This window comes from Leifsonia tongyongensis, from assembly GCF_010686705.1.
GTDB classification, from domain to species: domain Bacteria; phylum Actinomycetota; class Actinomycetes; order Actinomycetales; family Microbacteriaceae; genus Diaminobutyricibacter; species Diaminobutyricibacter tongyongensis.
The window spans coordinates 1,123,192-1,142,865 of sequence record NZ_JAAGWY010000002.1; the positions used below are offsets into that span (position 1 = coordinate 1,123,192).

The 19,674-nt window shown below is 67.8% G+C and carries 18 protein-coding genes; 6 read left to right on the forward strand and 12 right to left on the reverse strand.

Features of this window, described 5'->3' with window-relative positions; genetic code table 11:
* Nucleotide 1 precedes the first annotated feature (1 nt).
* Genes G3T36_RS13365 through G3T36_RS13375 form a run of 3 tightly spaced genes read right to left on the reverse strand, consistent with a single transcriptional unit; the run spans nucleotide 2 to nucleotide 3,283 of the window.
* Entirely contained in the window at nucleotides 2-1,513 is a 1,512-nt protein-coding gene (locus G3T36_RS13365) for a pyridoxal phosphate-dependent decarboxylase family protein (protein ID WP_163290220.1), read from the reverse strand.
* Nucleotides 1,500-2,879, reverse strand: a complete 1,380-nt coding sequence (locus G3T36_RS13370; protein ID WP_163290221.1) for an MFS transporter — start codon at nucleotides 2,877-2,879, stop codon at nucleotides 1,500-1,502. The genes G3T36_RS13365 and G3T36_RS13370 overlap by 14 nt, the downstream gene beginning before the upstream one ends.
* A gap of 47 nt (nucleotides 2,880-2,926) precedes the next feature.
* Nucleotides 2,927-3,283, reverse strand: coding sequence for a sec-independent translocase (locus tag G3T36_RS13375; protein ID WP_163290222.1), 357 nt, complete (start codon nucleotides 3,281-3,283; stop codon nucleotides 2,927-2,929).
* Between the two features lie 82 nt (nucleotides 3,284-3,365).
* Here G3T36_RS13375 and G3T36_RS13380 point away from each other — a divergent pair, with 82 nt between their 5' ends.
* A complete protein-coding gene (locus tag G3T36_RS13380) occupies nucleotides 3,366-3,998 on the forward strand; it encodes a class I SAM-dependent methyltransferase (protein ID WP_163290223.1) in 633 nt (210 codons plus the stop codon).
* 25 nt (nucleotides 3,999-4,023) lie between these two features.
* Here the strand turns inward: G3T36_RS13380 and G3T36_RS13385 are convergent, their stop codons facing one another.
* The 3 genes from G3T36_RS13385 to dapE form a co-directional block, all read right to left on the reverse strand.
* Nucleotides 4,024-4,197: a DUF3117 domain-containing protein gene (locus tag G3T36_RS13385; protein ID WP_163290224.1), complete on the reverse strand. Its 174-nt coding sequence runs from the start codon at nucleotides 4,195-4,197 to the stop codon at nucleotides 4,024-4,026.
* A gap of 81 nt (nucleotides 4,198-4,278) precedes the next feature.
* Entirely contained in the window at nucleotides 4,279-5,541 is a 1,263-nt protein-coding gene (locus G3T36_RS13390; protein ID WP_163290225.1) for a hypothetical protein, read from the reverse strand.
* Nucleotides 5,507-6,592, reverse strand: coding sequence for a succinyl-diaminopimelate desuccinylase (dapE, locus tag G3T36_RS13395; protein WP_163290226.1), 1,086 nt, complete (start codon nucleotides 6,590-6,592; stop codon nucleotides 5,507-5,509). Before dapE ends, G3T36_RS13390 begins: the two co-directional genes overlap by 35 nt.
* 17 nt (nucleotides 6,593-6,609) lie before the next feature.
* On the opposite strand from dapE, the gene dapD reads away from it, so the two are divergent.
* Together dapD and G3T36_RS13405 are read left to right on the forward strand one after the other, a co-directional pair.
* Nucleotides 6,610-7,605, forward strand: coding sequence for a 2,3,4,5-tetrahydropyridine-2,6-dicarboxylate N-succinyltransferase (gene dapD, locus G3T36_RS13400; RefSeq protein ID WP_163290227.1), 996 nt, complete (start codon nucleotides 6,610-6,612; stop codon nucleotides 7,603-7,605).
* 79 nt (nucleotides 7,606-7,684) lie between these two features.
* Entirely contained in the window at nucleotides 7,685-10,261 is a 2,577-nt protein-coding gene (locus G3T36_RS13405; protein WP_163290228.1) for a penicillin acylase family protein, read from the forward strand.
* A 28-nt stretch (nucleotides 10,262-10,289) separates the two neighbouring features.
* On the opposite strand, the gene G3T36_RS13410 is transcribed toward G3T36_RS13405, so the two are convergent.
* From G3T36_RS13410 to G3T36_RS13425, 4 genes are all read right to left on the reverse strand, one after another.
* Nucleotides 10,290-11,603 (reverse strand): citrate synthase, encoded by a 1,314-nt coding sequence (locus tag G3T36_RS13410; protein ID WP_163290229.1) that lies wholly within the window; start codon nucleotides 11,601-11,603, stop codon nucleotides 10,290-10,292.
* Between the two features lie 131 nt (nucleotides 11,604-11,734).
* Nucleotides 11,735-12,853: a succinyldiaminopimelate transaminase gene (gene dapC / locus G3T36_RS13415; RefSeq protein WP_163290230.1), complete on the reverse strand. Its 1,119-nt coding sequence runs from the start codon at nucleotides 12,851-12,853 to the stop codon at nucleotides 11,735-11,737.
* Between the two features lie 6 nt (nucleotides 12,854-12,859).
* The gene (gene fdxA, locus G3T36_RS13420; RefSeq protein WP_163290231.1) at nucleotides 12,860-13,183 is read right to left on the reverse strand and encodes a ferredoxin; all 324 of its coding nucleotides are present in this window, start codon (nucleotides 13,181-13,183) and stop codon (nucleotides 12,860-12,862) included.
* Between the two features lie 33 nt (nucleotides 13,184-13,216).
* A complete protein-coding gene (locus tag G3T36_RS13425; RefSeq protein WP_163290232.1) occupies nucleotides 13,217-13,603 on the reverse strand; it encodes a hypothetical protein in 387 nt (128 codons plus the stop codon).
* 101 nt (nucleotides 13,604-13,704) lie between these two features.
* On the opposite strand from G3T36_RS13425, the gene efeU reads away from it, so the two are divergent.
* The 3 genes from efeU to efeB are packed head-to-tail and all read left to right on the forward strand — an operon-like array spanning nucleotide 13,705 to nucleotide 17,059.
* Nucleotides 13,705-14,571 carry an iron uptake transporter permease EfeU gene (gene efeU, locus G3T36_RS13430; RefSeq protein WP_163290233.1) on the forward strand — a complete coding sequence of 289 codons (867 nt, stop codon included), beginning with the start codon at nucleotides 13,705-13,707 and terminating at the stop codon, nucleotides 14,569-14,571.
* Nucleotides 14,572-14,587: 16 nt separating this feature from the next.
* A complete protein-coding gene (gene efeO / locus G3T36_RS13435) occupies nucleotides 14,588-15,754 on the forward strand; it encodes an iron uptake system protein EfeO (protein WP_163290234.1) in 1,167 nt (388 codons plus the stop codon).
* 6 nt (nucleotides 15,755-15,760) lie between these two features.
* Nucleotides 15,761-17,059, forward strand: coding sequence for an iron uptake transporter deferrochelatase/peroxidase subunit (gene efeB, locus G3T36_RS13440; protein WP_163290235.1), 1,299 nt, complete (start codon nucleotides 15,761-15,763; stop codon nucleotides 17,057-17,059).
* Between the two features lie 32 nt (nucleotides 17,060-17,091).
* Here efeB and G3T36_RS13445 read toward each other — a convergent pair whose 3' ends face one another.
* Together G3T36_RS13445 and typA are read right to left on the reverse strand one after the other, a co-directional pair.
* Nucleotides 17,092-17,562, reverse strand: a complete 471-nt coding sequence (locus tag G3T36_RS13445) for a hypothetical protein (RefSeq protein ID WP_240148450.1) — start codon at nucleotides 17,560-17,562, stop codon at nucleotides 17,092-17,094.
* A 115-nt stretch (nucleotides 17,563-17,677) separates the two neighbouring features.
* Nucleotides 17,678-19,600 (reverse strand): translational GTPase TypA, encoded by a 1,923-nt coding sequence (gene typA, locus G3T36_RS13450; protein WP_163290236.1) that lies wholly within the window; start codon nucleotides 19,598-19,600, stop codon nucleotides 17,678-17,680.
* Nucleotides 19,601-19,674: the final 74 nt, after the last annotated feature.

The window sequence follows — 19,674 nt, forward strand, 5'->3', positions numbered from 1 at the left end:
CTCATCGGGGCTCGACGATCCGCGCCAAGAGCTCGATGAGGAGTCGCTCGGTCAGTGCGTGCGGAAGCGTCTCGATCAGTGCCAGGAACGGCGCCATCCGCTCGGGGAGGCGCGCGGACGCGGCACCGGCTCCCGCCTCCACGCCGACAAGACCGATCTGTCTGAGCACCTGGAGCGCCGCCTCCGAGTCGAGTGACGCATCGCCGCCCGCGAGCCCGGCCAGCAGGTCGGCCGGCAACGTGGCGAGCAGGTCGGCCGGGGCCACGGCGGCTACCCCACGAACCTCGGCGGCGGATGCGCGGAGCACGGCTTCGAGCTCGTCGATGCGTTCGAGCGTCACAGGCGTCACCGTGAGATGCGTGGTATGCGGGAGCCGTGTGCCATCCGCCTGCTCGAGTCCGGGCTGGAGCTGCAGCAACCAGCCCCGTGCTCTCGCCTGGTCGGCCCAGTGGTGGGGGTCCACCCGGGATTCGGCGGGAACCGAGGTGTCGGCGGCAACCGCCAGCAGGGGTCCGACGGGATCACCCATCACCCGGAGCCCCTCGATGTCGCCGACGATGTCGACGAGTGCGCGGGTCGCGCGCAGGCAGGACTGCGCGAGCTCGGCGAAGCCGTCGGCGCCGAGCGCCTCGACGATCGCCCACGATGCGGCCAGCGCGCCTGCCGACTTCGACCCCAGGATCGTCGGGTTCACGACAGGGTAGCCGGGCCACGACGTCGTTGCGAAGTACTGCAGACGCTGGCGGTCCCGGTCACGGTGGAGGAGGACACTCGCACCCTTGGGCGCGTACCCGAACTTGTGCAGGTCTGCCGAGATGCTCGTCACGCCGCGGACGCTGAAGTCCCAGGGCGGGACCGCCTCACCGTCCCCGGTGCTCCAGAACGGGAGGATGAGCCCCCCGATGCACGCGTCCACATGGCACGCGATCCCGACGTCGTCGCACTGCGCTGCGACCGCTTCGACCGGGTCGAGCGATGCGAAAGGGTACGAGGGCGCCGAGACGACGACGAGCGCGACGTCGGATCCCAGCCGTTGGGCGATCCGGTCGGCCTCGACTCGTCCACTCGCGACGTCGACCGGGACGAGGTCGAGGACGAGATCGAAGTAGTGGGCCGCCTTCTGGAACGCGGCGTGTACGGTCGTCGGAGCGACGAGTCGGGGCCTTCCCTGACCTCCGGCGGCGCGCCACGCATCCCTGGCCGTCTTCACGGCGAGCAGGCACGACTCGGTGCCGCCCGTCGTCACCGATCCGACGATGCCTTCGCCGCCGCGGAGCAGGCCGCGAGCGAACGCGATCAGGTCCCGCTCCATGACGGCGACCGACGTGAACGTCGTCGGGTCCAGGCCGTTGACCGGCTGCACCATCCGGATCGCATCGGCTGCCAGCAGGTCGATCTCCGGCACACCGGAGTCGTAGACGTACGAGAGCACGCGGCCCCCGTGCGTGGGAGCGTCGCCTTCACGCAGTTCCGCGAGCCGTCCCAGGATCTCCCGTGCGTCAAACTGCACCATCGATGTCCTCCTTGCGCAGCCGGTAACGCGCCAGCGGCACGAGACTGACCGCGATGATGGCCGCCGGCACCACGCTGAAGCTGAGCACGATTCCGACGATCGCGCTGGCGGGCTGGGTCTCGCCCGCCGCCGCCGTCACCGTCGCCGTGTGTGCGACGTAGCCGGTGACCGCGAGCACGGCGGTGAGCACCGTCGCTCCGAGTGCCATGCCCGTGGTCTCCCCCGCCGTCCACATGCCTCCGAACGTACCGGCGCGGCCCGGGCCGTTGCGTCGAGCGTCGTGAGAGATCACGTCGGGCAGCATCGCCATCGGCAGGGACTGCATGCCCGCGTAGCCGGCGCCGACCAGGGCGACCGGAAGGTAGACCCAGTTCCCGGGCGCCCAGACGAGCAGCACCATCGAGAGGGCGGCGAGGCCGAACAGGATGCTCGCCGCCGCGAAGCCACGCTCCTTGCCGATCCGTCGCGCGATCACGGCCCAGAGCGGTGTCACCACGAGCGCGGGGCCGATCAGGGCGACGAAGAGGAACGTGACCGCATCCTCGGAATGGAGCACCCAGGTGGCCACGTAGTTCGCTCCGGCGAGCATCGCGCCCGTCGCCAGGCCCTGGAGGAGGAAGGTGAGCAGCAGCGCACGGAACGGCTGGCTGTCACGCAGGGCGCCGATCCCGGCTGAATAGTTGGTGCGGAGCGTTGTGAGGATGCCCACCTTGCGCTCGTTCGAAGCCGGTGCGGGCACACCCTTCGGTGCGACGAAGCTCGACACGAGCATCCCGCCACCGATCACGAGGCCGGCGACGATCGCCATCAGCAGGTAGCCTGCGTGCTTGTCCGCGCCCCCGAGAGCGCGGAGGGCCGGACCGCCTGCCCCGAAGAGCAGGATGGCGAAGGTCAGGACGACGACGCGCCATGTCAGCAGCCGGGTGCGCTGGTCGTAGCCCGACGCCAGTTCGGCCGGCAGGGCGATGTACGGCACCTGGAAAAGACTGAACGATGTGGCCGTCAGCAGGAAGGCGACCATGACCCAGACGGCGGCGGGCACCGCGGCCACGCCCGCCGGCACCGCGAACGTCACGATGAAGAAGACGGGCAGGGTGACGGCGCCGAGGACCATCATCCCGCGTCGCGTACCGCTGCGTGCCAGGAGCAGGTCGCTTCGCGATCCGATCACCGGATCGATCACGACATCCCACACCTTGGCCAGTGTGACAACGATTCCTGCCGCGATAGCGGCCACCCCGAGTGTGTCCGTGAGGTAGTAGACGAGGACGAGTCCTGGCAGGGTTGCGAACCCCCCGGTGCCGAGTGAGCCGATCGCGTAACGCGCGATCGTGCGGCGGTCGAGCAACTGCTCTGTTGCGATCATTCGAGAATGATATAGCCGAAGCCGACGCCGGATCGGACGCCGGTGCGTCAGGTCGCTTCGGTATCGAAGGGCGGGAGAGACCCGGCCTGCAGTTTGCGCTGCCTCTGGGCGTAGGCGGACTCGGTGACCGGTTTGATGGTGGGAGCCGGCTCGTCCTCGAGGAGCGCCTCACGGATGATCCGCCGCGGGTCGTACTGCCGGGGGTCGAGCTTCTTCCAGTCGACCTCTTCGAATTCGGGACCCATCTCCTCGCGCATGCGGTCCTTGGCCCCGTTCGCCATGTCGCGGAGGGTGCGCGTGAACTGGCCGAGCTTCGCGGCGTACGTCGGAAGACGCTCGGGACCGAGCAGGAAGACAGCGATCACCCCGATGATGAGCAGCTTCTCGAAGGTCAATCCGAACACCAGATCAGACTAACGCGTGCGGCCTGCACGAATGCTGCCAGTGCGAGCCGTATTCTGGTGCCGGTAGACCCCTGGGAGCGCTGTGTCAGACAAAGAATCGAACTGGAAGTTCGCCGACGAGATCGTCGTCGAGCCTGAGGTCATCGCGCGTGCGCGTCAACAGTCCCTCGAGCTCGGGATCGACCCCATCGCGCCCTCGGTCGGCGCCCAGGCCGCGGTGGTCGCTGCGGCCACCGACGCATCGAGCATCGTCGAGATCGGCACGGGCGTCGGCGTCTCGGGCCTGTGGCTGCTGACCGGCGGCACCCACGCCACCCTGACGTCCATCGACTCCGAGCTCGACCACCAGCAGCATGCCAGGACCTTCTTCACCGAGGCGGGCATCCAGTCGAACCGGGTCCGGCTCATCACCGGCCGCGCGCTCGACGTCCTGCCCCGGATGAACGAGAACTCGTACGACATCGTCTTCGTCGACGCCGACCCGCAGTCCGTCATCGAATACGTCGAACACGGGCTGCGGCTCGCTCGCCCCGGAGGGACCGTGCTCGTCGCCCACGCGCTCTGGAAGGGACGCGTGTCCGACCCGGCGCAACGCGACGATGTCGCCACCGGATTCCGCACCCTCGTCACCGAGACTGCGGCATCCGGTGCTGTCGTCAGTGCACTCTCACCGGTCGGTGACGGTCTGCTCCAGATCACCAAACTGAGCGAGTAGGGCCCCCAGCCGGGAGCCCTGCTCGTCAGGAATTGGCGACGACGCTCGCAAGCGCGTCGTGAAGCTCCTTGGCTTCCGCGTCGTTGACTGAGACGACAAGACGGCCGCCACCCTCGAGCGGAACACGCACGATGATGAGCCGACCCTCCTTTACAGCCTCCATTGGCCCGTCTCCGGTCCTCGGCTTCATGGCCGCCATGCAGCTCCCCTTTCGTGGATGTCCTTCTATTATCTGTCATCCGGGAGACCGGAGAAAATCGCGGGTCTACCCCAGTCACGGTTACGGCGGAGTCCAGTCGAGTCCGTCGACCCCCCAGCAGATCAGCAACCAGCCCCACTGGAGTGCGAGGAACACGATGACGAGAGCTATCCGGTAAACCTTGCTCCTCGGCATCGCGAGCACGCCGAGCAGTGGAAAAATCGGCATCAGCAGGCGGAAGGTGCTCGATTGCGGGAAGAAGACGGCCAGCAGGTAGAGCCCGTACGCGGCGAGCCAGAAGCGCAGATCGACACCCAGGCGCTTGACCGCGGGGGTGAACAGAAGCACGACATAGAGCTCGATCAGCAGCACGACGGTGACGGTTCCGAGCCACGCAGGCAGTCCGAGAGCGAAGCTGAACCACCAGTCCGCGCCCTCGAACCACGGCGTGAACGGCACGAGATGGGTGAAGCCGATGTATTGCGCCCGCCAGGAGAGCTCCGTGTCGGTGTACGCGGTGATCGAGCCGGTGACGATCGCAGCGGTCGCCGGCCACGCCAACCCGGCCAGGCCACTGTAGATCGTCACGGCGATGGAGGCGACGCGGTCGGCGGCCGGGAACGGATCGCGGGCCCGTACCGCGAACCGGTAGACGACGTGCATCCCCAGCGCGAGCGCAAAAGCCAGGCCGCTCGGCCGGGTGAACGCCATGACGGTCACCACCGGGATCAGCCACCAGTAGCGCCGCAGCATCAGGAGGTACAGCGCGAGCGCGAGCAGGAAGATGTACATCGACTCGGCGTAGGCCAGCTGGAAGAGCGGCGAGACCGGTGCGACGCAGAACAGGACGACGGCGTAGAGGCTCGTCGACGGGAGGAGCCGGAGCCGGAGGAGCCGGTAGAAGACGAGGGCTGCGCCCAGACCGAACGCGGTCGAGGCGATCACGGCGGCGACCGGCCAGGGCGCCCGGGTCACGAAGGCGACGATGTCCACGACCGATGGGTAGCCCGGCATGAACGCCCACGCGTTCTGGTTCACGTGCCCATCGAGCAGGGGCAGCGACGACGGATATCCCGCGATGGACACGATGTTGTACCAGCGGCCGTCCCAGATCGCCGCGAAGTCGAAATAGCCGGGATGCGCGCCGGTCCAGGGGTTGGGTCCCTGGACACTCGCGAGCACGAGCAGCATGACGGTGGTGACGATCCGGCTCGCCACGAAGATCAGGATGACGCTCAGCCACCATGGCGAGCGCCGCCACCGGCTCACCGCTGTGCCGGCGGGCGCCTCCCGCGCGACCTCGACCGCGTCAGTTGACGGCGACGGCGCCGGTGAGCCAGGCACGCAATCCCGTTTCGCACGAAGTGATCTGGTCGACAGCGACACGTTCGTCGTCCGCGTGAGCCTTGAGGGGGTCCCCCGGACCGAAGTTCACGGCCGGGATGCCGAGTGCCGAGAAGCGCGCGACGTCGGTCCAGCCGTATTTCGGCTTCGCCTCCGCGCCGACGGCGGCGAGGAACTCCTGCGCGAGCGGAGCGTCGAGACCGGGGCGGGCGCCGTCCGCGCGGTCCACGACGGTCAGCTGGTAGCCGGCGAAGAGCTCGCGCAGGTGCTCGATCGCCTCGTCGGAGCTGCGGCTGGGCGCGAACCGGTAGTTGATGTGCACCATGCACTCGTCGGGGATGATGTTGCCCGCGACGCCGCCGCTGATGCCGACGGCGTTGAGTCCCTCGCGGTACACCAGGCCGTCGACGTCGACTTCGCGCGCCTGGTAGGCCGCCAGGATGTCGAGGATGGGCGCCGCCTTGTGGATGGCGTTGTCACCGACCCAGCCCCGCGCCGAGTGCGCGCGGAGTCCGAAGGTGCGCACTTCGACCCGCAGGTTGCCGTTGCAGCCGCCTTCGACGATGCCGTTGCTCGGCTCGCCGAGGATCGCGAAGTCGCCGACGAAGAGGTCGGGCCGCTTGCGCGCCAGTCGGCCGAGCCCGTTCAGCTCATTCGAGACCTCCTCGTGGTCGTACCACATCCACGTCACATCGATGGCCGGCTCGTCGAGCTCGGCGGCGAGCTTCAGCTGGACGGCCGTGCCGCCCTTCATGTCGACGGTTCCCCGGCCCCAGAGGTACTTCACCCCGTCGATCGTCTCGTAGCGGGTGGGCAGGTTTCCGTTCAGCGGCACCGTGTCGATGTGGCCCGCGATGATCACGCGCCGCGGCCGGCCGAGGTTGGTCCGGGCGACGATGGTGTCACCGTCGCGGATGATCTCCAGATGGTCGAGTCCGGCGAGGGCCGCCTCCATCTCGTCGGCGAGCGTCGTCTCGTTCCCCGAGACGGATTCGATGTCGCAGAGCTGCCGGGTGAGGTCGGTGGAGGTCGCAGTCAGGTCGAGAGGCACCCTACTAATCTAGAGCCATGCCCTCCGACGTACCCCACGAATCAGCTGCGCACTCAGCCCGCACGCCCCGGCTCGCCTGGGGTTACGGCCTCGCGACCGTCGCCGGTGACGGAACGGTGCTCGACACCTGGTACCCCGAGCCGCGCCTGGGTGCGCTTCCGGCCGGGCGCGACCGCTGGATCGCCCCTGCCGAGCTCGAGTCCCTCGCCGGCGACGACCGCCGGCGCAACGTCCGCATCGACATCGTGACGGTGGACATCGACCTCGACACTCCCCCTGCGACCACTCCGGACGCCTACCTGCGCCTGCACCTGCTCTCGCACCTGCTCGTGAAGCCGAACACGGTGAACCTCGAGGGGATCTTCGCCCACCTGCCGATCGTCGCCTGGACGAACGCCGGCCCTGTGCTGCCGGCCGACCTGACGCGCCTGCGCCCCGCCCTGCAGCGCGCCGGCATCCACGTGACGGGCATTGACAAGTTCCCGCGCCTCCTCGACTACGTGACGCCCCACCGTGTGCGCATCGCTGACGCATCCCGGGTGCGGCTCGGCGCGTACCTGGCGCCGGGGACCACCGTGATGCACGAGGGGTTCGTCAACTTCAACGCCGGAACCCTCGGGACGTCGATGGTCGAGGGCAGAATCTCCCAAGGGGTGGTCGTCGGCGATGGTTCGGACATCGGTGGCGGGGCGTCCATCATGGGCACGCTCTCGGGCGGCGGCACGCAACGCGTCTCGATCGGCGAGCGCGCACTCCTCGGCGCGAACTCCGGTATCGGCATCTCCATCGGAGACAACTCGGTGGTGGAAGCCGGGCTGTACGTCACAGCGGGAACCAAGGTCGTCCTGGTCGGATCCACCCCCAATGCGGACGGCACGCCGCAGTCGATCAAAGCCGTCGAACTCTCGGGCGTGCCCGACCTCCTGTTCCGTCGCAATTCGCTCAGCGGCGCCGTCGAAGTCCTCCAGCGCGGCGGTACCGGCATCGAGCTGAACGCCGCTCTTCACGCCTGAGCCGTTTTACAGGGGTCACCTGGGGGCGGGATGGGTTAGTGTCGCTGAAGAAGACGGCAACCCGACCCGAAGGAGTGGCGTGGGGGATGATCTGCCGCGCCTGAGGCGCCGCCATCCGATACTGCGGGTCATCGGTGTGATCCTGGCGGTCGTCGTCGCCCTGGCCATCATCGTCGGCGGTCTCGGCGTCTGGACCGTCACCCGGTCGTTCCCGCAGACGTCCGGCACGATCCGGGTCCCCGGTCTCTCGGCGGCCGTGACCGTCTACCGCGACGATGCCGGCGTACCCCAGATCGAGGCCACGACCGCCGACGACCTGTTCAAGGCACAAGGGTTCGTCCACGCCCAGGATCGCTTCTGGGAGATGGATTTCCGTCGGCACGTCACAGCGGGTCGCCTCTCCGAGCTGTTCGGCGCGAGCCAGGTCGCGACCGATACGTTCATCCGAACCCTCGGCTGGCGCACCGTCGCCGAGCAGGAGGTCAAAGCCCTCGACCCGACGTCGCTGCGGTACTACCAGGACTACGCCGACGGTGTGAACGCGTACCTGAAGGGCCATTCCGGCGCCGCCCTCTCACTGGAGTACGCCGTCCTCGGCCTGCAGAATCCCGGCTACTCCCCCGAACCGTGGACACCGGCGGACTCCGTCGCCTGGCTCAAGGCCATGGCCTGGGACCTCCGGTCGAACCTCGACGACGAGATCGACCGGGCCCTGGCGCTGACCAAGCTGACACTCCAGCAGATCGCCCAGCTGCATCCGAGTTATCCGTATGCGCAGCATCCGACGATCACGGCACTCGGCGACGGTGACACGTCGCGGACGGCGCCGGCCGTGACCCCCGCGGCCGCGTCGACTCCCCCGACCGCGCCGGGAGAGGTCGGCGCCCTCGAAGAGCTCCAGTCGAGCCTCGCAGGGCTTCCGACACTGATGGGGCCGGCGGGCACCGACATCGGCTCGAACTCGTGGGTGGTCTCCGGCGCCCACACGGCGAGCGGAAAGCCGCTGCTCGCCAACGATCCCCACCTCGGAGCGGTCGAGCCCTCGGTCTGGTATCAGGTCGGTCTGCACTGCCGCGCAGTCACGAAGGCGTGCCCGTTCGACGTGGCGGGCTTCAGCTTCTCCGGCCTTCCCGGGGTGATCATCGGGCACAACGACCGCATCGCCTGGGGGTTCACCAACCTGGCACCGGACGTCGCGGACCTCTATGAAGAGAAGGTCACCGGCAACGCGTACGAGTACAACGGCAAGCAGGTGCCGCTCACGACCAGGAAGGAGACGATCAAGGTCGCTGGTGGCAAGCCTGTGACGATCACCGTCCGCTCGACGAGGCACGGGCCCATCGTCACCGGACTCACCCCCGCTTATGCCGCCATCGCGAAGAACCAGGCGAAGCGGCTGAGAGTGTCGGACGCCGCGTACCAGCTCTCCCTCCAGTGGACCGCGCTGCAGCCGGGGCACACCGCATCCGCGATCTTCGCCCTCGACTCCGCCACCGGCTGGGCCGGATTCCGTGCAGCCGCGGCCCAGTTCGACGTGCCGTCGCAGAATCTGCTCTACGCCGACGTCGACGGCAACATCGGCTACCAGGCTCCCGGGCGCATCCCGATCCGTGCGAGCGGTGACGGCACGCTTCCCCTCCCTGGTTGGTCCAGCCAGTACGGCTGGATCGGATACATCCCGTTCGACAAGCTGCCGGCCGTCCTCAACCCGCCGAGCGGCTTCATCGTCACCGCCAACAACGCCGCCGTCGGCCCGGACTATCCGGCCATGATCACCCGCGACTGGGACTACGGTTACCGCGCCAACCGGATCACCGACCGTCTCGGCGCGCTCTTCGCCGCGGGCAAGAAGCTCACGGTCGCCGATTTCGCCGCCATTCAGGCCGACACCTTCGATGCCAACGCGGCGCAGCTCGCCCCGATCCTCACGTCCGACGGATTGCGCCCCTCCCTGACCAGCGGCGCCGCGAAAGGTGTCGCACTCCTGTCGCACTGGAACTACCACGACGACGCTGACAGCGCCGCGGCCGCGTACTTCAACATCTTCTGGCGAAACCTGCTCGTCGACGCCTTCGGCCGCAAGCTCCCTGCCAGCGCGCCGCCCGTCGGCGGCGACCGGTGGTTCGAGGTCGTCGGCAATCTCGCGACCCAGCCCGAATCCCCGTGGTGGACGGACAAGAAGCTGGGTATCGCGGGGCGCGACCAGATGTTCGCCCATGCTGCAGACCAGGCCTGGGATGAGGCGGTCGACCTCATGGGGAACGATCCGTCGACGTGGCGCTGGGACCGCATCCACACCCTCGAACTGACGAATGCGAGCTTCGGGAAGTCGGGGATCGCTCCGATCGAGTGGCTCTTCAACCGCGGGCCGTATCCCGTCGCCGGATCGTCCTCCGTCGTCGACGCCGTCGGGTGGGACGCCTCCGTCGGCTACCAGGTCGACTGGGTACCCTCGATGCGCCAGGTTCTCGACCTGTCGGACTTCGACACATCGACCTGGGTGAACCTCACCGGCGAATCAGGCCACGCGTTCCATCCGAACTACGTCGACCAGACGGCCCTCTGGCAGGAGCACCAGACGCGGCCGTGGCCGTTCACGCTCGCCGCCGTCCGGTCGGCTGCCACACAGACGCTGACCTTGCAGCCGTCGTCCTGACGGATCCACGAACCGACGGGTCGGCGAGCTACCGTTCGGCCGGCCAGGAACGCTCGGGCGAGCCGACGTAGAGCTGCTGCGGGCGGCCGATCTTGGTCGCGGGGTCGGCGATCATCTCGCGCCAGTGCGCGATCCAGCCCGGCAGGCGGCCGATCGCGAACAGCACAGTGAACATGCGGGTCGGGAAGCCCATCGCCTTGTAGATGACTCCGGTGTAGAAATCGACGTTCGGGTACAGCCTGCGCTCGATGAAATAGTCGTCGGCGAGCGCGACCTCCTCGAGCTCTTTCGCGATGTCGAGGAGCGGGTCGTGGATGCCCAGGGCGGTGAGCACCTCGTCGGCGCTCTCTTTCACGAGCCGGGCACGCGGGTCGAAGTTCTTGTACACGCGGTGCCCGAAGCCCATGAGCTTCACGCCCTCTTCTTTGCGCTTCACCCGTTCCACGAACTTCTGCACGCTCTCGCCGGAGTCGCGGATCGACGCGAGCATGTCGAGCACTGCTTCGTTCGCACCACCGTGGAGTGGCCCGTAGAGAGCGTTGATCCCGGCCGAGACCGAGGCGAAGAGGTTCGCCTGGGTCGAGCCGACAAGGCGGACGGTCGAGGTGGATGCATTCTGTTCGTGGTCCTCGTGGAGGATCAGCAGTCGCTCGAGAGCCTTGCTCAGCACGGGGTTCACCTCGTACGGCTCGGCCATCGTGCCGAAGTTGAGCCGGAGGAAGTTGTCGACGAAGCTGAGCGAGTTGTCCGGGTACAGGAACGCCTGACCGACGCTCTTCTTGTGGGCGTAAGCAGCGATGACCGGCAGCTTGGCCAGGAGGCGGATGGTCGACAGCTCGACCTGCTCCGGGTCGTGGACGCTCAGCGAGTCCTGGTAGAACGTGGACAGCGCGGAGACCGCGCTCGAGAGCACCGACATGGGGTGCGCGTCGTGCGGGAGTGCGCTGAAGAAGCGCTTCAGGTCCTCGTGCAGGAGGGTGTGGCGGCGGATCTTGTCGTCGAACTCGCTCAGTTCGCTCGCCGAGGGCAGCTCACCATGGATGAGCAGCCAGGCGACCTCGAGGAACGTCGAGTTCTGGGCGACCTGTTCGATCGGGTAGCCGCGGTAACGCAGGATGCCGGCGTCGCCGTCGATGTAGGTGATGGCCGACCGCGTGGCCGCCGTGTTCACGAAACCGTAGTCGAGCGAGGTGAGGCCGGTCGAACGGGTGAGTGTTGAGAAGTCGATGCTCGCCGAACCGCTGGCGCTCTGCAGGATCGGGAATTCGGCCGTTCCGCCGGGCGTGCACAGGGTGGCCTTCTGCGCCTCGTCCCCTGCCGGGTCGGTGCCGAATCCGCTCACAACGCCTCCTGGATGTCTGCCTGCTGATGTGCGCGCGCGCCGATCGTTACAGCGCCGCAAAGAGTCCTGTGGATACAGCCTATGGGCAAACGAGGACAACTGTTACATCGTCCAAGCGGGCCCCCAGGGCGTTAGAGAGACTCTCCAAAAGTGGTCAATCGGTCGGCCGCCGAGGCGATCCGCTCATCCGTCGCCGTCAGGGACAGGCGCACATGCTGGGGAAAGAAGTCCCCGTAGAAGACGCCAGGACCGGCCAGGATTCCGAGGTCGGCGAGGCGTGCGATGCTCTCCCACGCTCCCCGGCCCTCGGTCGCCCACAGGTAGAGTCCACCCTCGCTCCGGTCGATTCGGAAACCTGCCGACTCCAGCGCCGGCTTGAGCACCTCGCGACGGCGGCGATAGCGCTCCCGCTGCTCGCTGACGTGCCGGTCGTCTGCCAGCGCGACGGTCATCGCAGCCTGCAGCGGCGCGGGGACCATGAGGCCCGCGTGCTTGCGTACCGTGACCAGACGGTCGATGAGGATGCTGCAGCCGGCGACGAACGCCGCTCGATAGCCGGCCAGGTTGGACTGCTTGCTGAGCGAGTAGACGGCCAGCACGTCGCGGCGGTCGCCCGCGATCACCCGCGGATCGAGGATGCTCGGGATGCGCTCGCGATCCCACGGCGCCTCCCAGCCCAGCTCGGCGTAGCACTCGTCACTCGCGATGACCGCCCCCAGCTCGCGCGCCCGCTCCACCATGCGGCGAAGCGCGTCGACACCGAGCACACTGCCGTCAGGATTCCCGGGACTGTTGACCCAGACGAGACGGGTCTCCTCCGGCCACTCGGAGGGATCGTCGCTCGCGAACGCCGTCGCCCCCGCGAATGCGGCGCCGATCGCGTACGTCGGGTATGCGGCCCTCGGATGCACGACGACGTCGCCGTCGCCGAGACCGAGCATGAACGGCAGGAACGCGACCAGCTCCTTCGAGCCGATGGTCGGAAGGACGTTCGCGACGGTCAGGTCGCTCACGCCGCGACGCCGGGCGAACCAGGCGACGATGGCTTCACGCAGCGCAGGAGTCCCCACGGTCTGGGGGTAGGCGTGCGCGTCCGTCGCCTCGGAGAGGGCTTCACGGATGAGCGCAGGGGTCGGGTCGACCGGCGATCCGATGGACAGGTCGACGATGCCGAGCGGATGCGCGCGGGCACGCTCCGCGAACGGGAGCATCTGATCCCACGGGTAGTCGGGAAGAGGGCCGAGTGCCACGACGCGTCAGGCGTGGGCCTGCGGCGGGAGGGCCGAAATCAGCGGGTGATCCTTGGCGATCACGCCCACCTTCGCAGCTCCACCCGGCGAGCCGATGTCGTCGAAGAACTCCACATTCGCCTTGTAGTAGTCGGCCCACTGCTCGGGCAGGTCGTCTTCGTAGTAGATGGCCTCGACCGGGCAGACCGGCTCGCACGCACCGCAGTCGACGCATTCGTCGGGGTGGATGTAGAGCGAACGCTCACCCTCGTAGATGCAGTCGACGGGACATTCGTCGATGCAGGCGCGATCTTTCACGTCGACGCAGGGCAAGGCGATGACGTAGGTCACAGTGGTCGAGGTCCCTTCACGTGGAGTTGCCTTCTAGCTTAGGCGGTTTTGGGCGACCGCTCCCCGCTGCGGAAGGCGGGGCCACGCGATGACGATGGCGGCGATGACGATCGGCGCGACCACCCAGATCTTGCCGAGCAGGTCGTCGGGGATGAGGACCGAACCGCCCACACCCTTGAGCGAGAACAGGAACGTCATGACGATGGTGCCGAGCGCCGCCGCGAGGGCCTGCGCGCGACCGGCGTTGAGCAGTCGCAGACCGATGAGCAGGCAGGTGTAGGCGAGCAGTGCGACCGTGATCCCCCACGGCACCGGAACCCCGGCAATGGTGACGGTCGACTGGTGCGCGACCGTGCCGACGGCGCCGAGGATGGCCCCGGCGATGAAGAGCAGGACGAGGTTGAGGATCCGCGCGGCCATGTCGTCATCCTAACTGGACAGGTCCGCTGCCGAACGTCTAGGGTCGAATGAGTAAGGTTAGCCTTACCAACATTCCCCACCCTCCATCCCGAGAGACAACTGTGCTCGCAAACTACCTGATCGGCCTTCGCGAAGGCCTCGAAGCCGCCCTGGTCGTCGGCATCCTCGTCGCCTACATCGTCAAGGTCGGCCGGCGCGATGTGCTCCGCAACCTGTGGTTCGGGGTCGGGATCGCGATCGTCGTCCCCCTCGGGATCGGCGCGCTCCTCACCTGGGGCCCTTACGGGATGAGCTTCGAAGCACAGGAGATCGTGGGCGGCAGTCTCTCGATCGTCGCCGTCGGCCTGGTCACCTGGATGATCTTCTGGATGGGCCGCACGGCGCGCACACTCAAGAGCACACTGCACACCCGCGTCGACAGCGCACTTCTCGGCGCCGGCTGGGGCATCATCATCCTCGCGGCCGTCAGCGTCGGCCGGGAAGGCATCGAGACCTCGCTGTTCGTCTGGGCGACCGTCGCATCCGTCGGAGGCAGCGTGATCCCGGCAGTCGGCGCGCTTCTCGGAATCCTCACCGCCGTCGTCATCGAGATCTTCATCTACCGCGGCTTCGTCAGGATCAACCTCGGAAAGTTCTTCACCTGGACCGGCGTCTTCCTCATCGTGGTGGCCGCCGGCGTACTCGCCTACGGGGTCGGCGACCTGCAGGAAGCCGGGGTCGTACCCGGTGCCGGCCGCCACGCCTACGACATCAGCGCGATCATCCCGTCGAGCAGCTGGTACGGCACCGTCCTCCAGGGCATCGTGAACTTCAACCCCTCGCCGACGTGGCTCCAGGTGGGCGTCTGGGTCGCCTATCTGGCCGTCGTCGGCACCCTGTACTTCCGTCAGCACCGTTCCGCCGTCACGCGACCCGCCACGGCACAGGCCGCCGCACCTGCGGCGCCTCGCCCGACCGCCGCGTCCTAAGAGGAGAGACCACTCCATGAAGACCCGACACTTCGGCGCGCTCGCGGGCGCAGTCGCAGTCGCCATCGCACTGACCGGATGCGTGCCCAACCGCGCATCCGCCGACGCGGAGGCACTCGCCGTCTCCGTCACCGACGACACGTGTACCGTCTCGAAGGCGACCGCACCGGGCGGCCCCGTGACGTTCCAGGTGACCAACAACGGTACCGACGTCAACGAGTTCGAGATCCTCGCGGCCGACAAGCTGCGCATCGCCGGCGAGAAGGAGAACATCGGGCCGGGTACGACCGTCAACTACGTGGTCCAGCTCGCCGAGGGCACCTACTACACGGCGTGCAAGAAGGGCATGGTCGGCGACCTGGTCGATGTCAGGACGTTCACCGTCACTGCTGGCAAGACGTCGAAGGCCAGCCAGAGCGAGAGCAGGCAGATCGCCCAGGCGGTGACGAACTACATCTCGTACGTCAAGGACCAGAGCGGCCAGCTGCTCACGGCGACCCAGAAGTTCGCGGCAGCATACGCCGCCGGCGAGGTGGCTGCCGCTCGCGCGCAGTACCCCGCCACGCGCAGGTTCTACGAGCGCATCGAGCCGACCGCCGAGCAGTTCGGCGACATCGACCCGGCCCTCGACCTGCGCGAGGCCGACCTCGAACAGGGTCAGGCCTGGACCGGCTGGCACCGGATCGAGAAGGACCTATGGGCGCCCGCCGGATACACGGCGGCCACGCCTGCCGAGCGGACGAAGCTTGCCGACAAGCTCGTCTCCGACACCCGGAAGCTGTACGACCTGGTCCACGCGAAGGACTTCACCCTGACGATCGACCAGATCTCCAACGGCGCGATCGGCCTGATGGAGGAGGTGTCGCGCACCAAGATCACCGGTGAAGAGGAGACCTTCTCGCACACCGACCTGTGGGACTTCATGGGCAACGTGGAAGGCGCCGACGTGGCGTACGGCATCGTGCGCGGCATCGCTTCGGCGCGTGGTGTCGACGGCAGGGCCGTCGTGAAACAGCTCGACACCCGGTTCGCCGCGATCACCGCACAGCTCTCCGCCTACCGCAGCGGCAGCGGCTACGTTCCATACACCGCGCTCAGCACCGCACAGGTGAAGGAACTCTCCGACGGTGTCAACGCGCTGAGCGAGCCGCTCAGCAAGCTCACGTCGATCATCGTCGAATAGGGCCGCGTGGCTGAGGACACCAACGAATCCGCCGCCCCCGGGCTGTCCCGTCGTGGACTGCTCGGGCTCGCAGGTGCGACCCTCGGCGCCGGGATGCTGGGCGCCGGGGCCGGCATCGCGCTCGACCGCACCGTGCTCGCCACCGCCGGAGCCGGATCGGGCTCCGCGGCGGTCTACGCGTTCCACGGCGACCACCAGGCCGGAATCACGACCGCCGCCCAGGACCGTCTGCACTTCGCCGCGTTCGACACCGCGCCCGACCTCGATCGTGCCGGCCTCATCGAACTCCTGAAGGACTGGACCGTCGCAGCGGCGCGGATGACGCAGGGCGAGTCCGCCGGCGCGGCCGGTCCCGCAAGCGGTCCACTCGACGCTCCGCCCGACGACACCGGCGAAGCCCTCGACCTGCCGCCGGCCGGCCTGACGCTCACCTTCGGCTTCGGGCCGACGCTTTTCCGCACCGGCGACGGGGTCGACCGTTTCGGGCTCGCGTCCCGGCGACCCGCCGCGCTCGTCGAGCTCCCCCACTTCCCCGGAGATGCCCTCGTCGAATCCCTCACCGGCGGAGATCTCTGTGTCCAGGCGTGCAGCGACGACCCGCAGGTGGCGGTGCACGCGATCCGCAACCTTTCGAGGATCGCCTTCGGTCGCGCATCCATCCGCTGGTCCCAGCTGGGGTTCGGCCGCACCTCGGCGACGACACGCGCGCAGGTCACGCCGCGCAACCTTTTCGGCTTCAAAGACGGAACGGCGAACATCAAAGCCGAGGACACGACGGTCGTCCGTGACCAGGTGTGGGCGGCGGAATCCGACGGTGCGGCCTGGATGGGGGGAGGATCGTACCTGGTCGCCCGGAAGATCCGCATGGTCATCGAGACCTGGGACCGCCAGCAGCTCGGCGAGCAGCAGCGCATCATCGGGCGCGACAAAGGCGAAGGAGCACCTCTCTCAGGGGGAACCGAGTTCACCGAGCCGAACTTCCTCGCCGTGGCTCCCGACGGCGGGACGAAGATCGACCCGGATTCGCACGTGCGGCTCGCCCACCCGAGTACGAACAACGGTGCCCAGCTCTTGCGCCGCGGCTACAACTTCGTCGACGGCAACGATGAGCTCGGCCGCCTGAACGCCGGGCTCTTCTTCATCGCATTCCAGCGCGACCCGCGCAAGCAGTTCATCCCGATCCAGCAGCGGCTGGCGCGCAGCGACGCGATGAACGAGTACCTGAAGCACGTCGGCTCCGCGATCTTCGCGGTGCCACCGGGAGCACGCCCCGGCAGCTACCTCGGGGCCGGCCTCTTCGCGTAGCCGTGCGCGCGGCTCGGGCCCGGCCCCTCAGCTCACGGGGTCGGGGTCGGACTCGGGCTGATGACCGACGCCGTTGTCACCGTGTAGTTCGCGACCCAGCCGTTCTTGCCCGCGCTGGTGACGACCACCAACACGCCGTAGGCGTCGGATGTGAACGTGCCGGTGTTCGTGTCTCCGTCGGCGCCCTTGAATCCCCCGGTGAACCCCGCGGCGGTGAGCTGCTTCTCGATGTCTGCCGCCGCTGTCGCATCCGGCACCTTGACCGTGACGTTCCAGACCTTCTTGTCCTCACCGCCGACCGAGGCAGCGAAGACGACATCGCCCTTGTACAGCGGAACCGCTGAGGGGAAGTCGCTCGGAACCTTGTTGCCGCCGATGTCGACGTGTCCGCCGGTCACGTTCTTCACGATGCCCTCGACGTTGCCGCAGGCGCTCAGCGCCGGGGCGAGCCCCAGCGCAAGCACGATCGCGAGCGGAACGGCGACGCCTTTGCGCATGTTCATGTCACACTCCCCCGGCGCCTGTGCGAAACGAGCCGCCTACCGCGAAGAATACGCCTGCTGCCGCCCGGCGCCCAGAGACGAGGTACCGCAGGGACGCCCGGACGCCCGGAGTCGCTCAGGCGTTCTGGTCCTGCTTCTTCAGCCGCGACGTCGCGCGAGCGCGAGCGGTCTGGTCGAGCTCGACCTTGCGGATGCGCACAGCGGCAGGCGTCACCTCGACGCACTCGTCTTCGCGGGCGAACTCGAGGCACTCCTCCAGGGTCAGCTGACGCGACGGAGTCATCGACTCGAAGTTGTCCGCCGTCGACTGACGCATGTTCGTCAGCTTCTTCTCCTTGGTGATGTTGACGTCCATGTCGTCTGCCCGCGAGTTCTCGCCGATGACCATGCCCTCGTAGACCTCTTCGGTCGGGTTCACGAAGAACGTCATGCGCTCCTGGAGCGCGATGATCGCAAACGGAGTGACCACACCGGCGCGGTCTGCCACGATCGAGCCGTTGCTGCGCGTGACGATCTGTCCGGCCCACTCGTCGTAGCCGTGCAGGATCGCGTTCGCGATTCCGGTGCCGCGGGTGATCGTGAGGAACTCCGTGCGGAATCCGATCAGGCCGCGCGACGGCACGATGAACTCCATACGGACCCAGCCGGTGCCGTGGTTCGCCATGTTCTCCATGCGACCCTTGCGGGCGGCGAGCAGCTGGGTGATCGCGCCGAGGTACTCCTCGGGCACGTCGATCGTCAGGTGCTCGAACGGCTCGTGCGTCTTGCCGTCGACCTTCTTCGTGACAACCTGCGGCTTGCCGACGGTGAGCTCGTAGCCTTCTCGGCGCATCTGCTCGACGAGGATGGCGAGGGCCAGTTCTCCACGCCCCTGCACCTCCCACGCGTCCGGCCGGCCGATGTCGAGCACACGGAGTGACACGTTGCCCACGAGTTCGCGGTCGAGGCGATCCTTCACCATGCGTGCCGTCAGCTTGTGGCCCTTGACCTTGCCGACGAGCGGAGACGTGTTCGTGCCGACGGTCATCGAGATCGCGGGGTCGTCGACGTGGATCAGGGGAAGCGGGCGGATGTCGTCGGGGTCGGCCAGCGTGTCGCCGATCATGATGTCGGCGAAACCCGCGACGGCGACGATGTCACCGGGGCCGGCGCTCTCGGCCGGGTAGCGGTCGAGCGCCTTGGTGATCATCAGCTCGGTGACGCGCACGTTGTGCACATCGCCGTCGTGGCGGACCCAGGCGACGGTCTGGCCCTTCTTCAGCGTTCCGTTGAAGATGCGGAGCAGCGCGAGCCGGCCGAGGAACGGAGACGCGTCGAGGTTGGTGACGTGCGCCTGCAGAGGAGCCGCGGGGTCGTAGGTCGGCGCCGGGATGTGCTCGAGGATCGCCTCGAACAACGGCTCGAGGTCGGGGTTGTCGGGGAGCTCGCCGTTCTCGGGCTTGTTGAGGCTCGCGGCTCCGTTGCGACCGGATGCGTAGACCACCGGCACATCGAGGATGGCGTCGAGATCGAGATCGGGGACGTCATCGGCGAGGTCGCTCGCGAGGCCGAGCAGGAGATCCTGGCTCTCATGCACGACGGCATCGATCCGCGCATCCGGACGATCGGTCTTGTTGACGAGGAGGATGACCGGCAGTTTGGCCTCGAGCGCCTTACGCAGCACGAAGCGGGTCTGCGGAAGCGGGCCCTCACTCGCGTCGACCAGAAGCACAACGCCGTCGACCATCGAGAGACCGCGCTCGACCTCGCCGCCGAAGTCCGCGTGGCCCGGCGTGTCGATCACATTGATGGTGATCGGGCCGCTTGTCGCGTGCTTGCCGGCATACGAGATCGCCGTGTTCTTGGCGAGGATCGTGATGCCCTTCTCGCGCTCCAGCTCGTTGGAGTCCATCGCGCGCTCTTCGACGTGTTCGTGCGATGAGAACGAGTTCGTCTGCCGGAGCATGGCGTCGACAAGGGTGGTCTTGCCGTGGTCGACGTGGGCGACGATCGCGACATTGCGCAGATCGGCGCGGTGTGCGACGGCGGTTTCAGACATGCGTGCAGGCTCGACTCTCGGTCAGAAGTTTGTGGGGGTAACGTTCGATTTTACCCCACAAACGCACTGGCCTG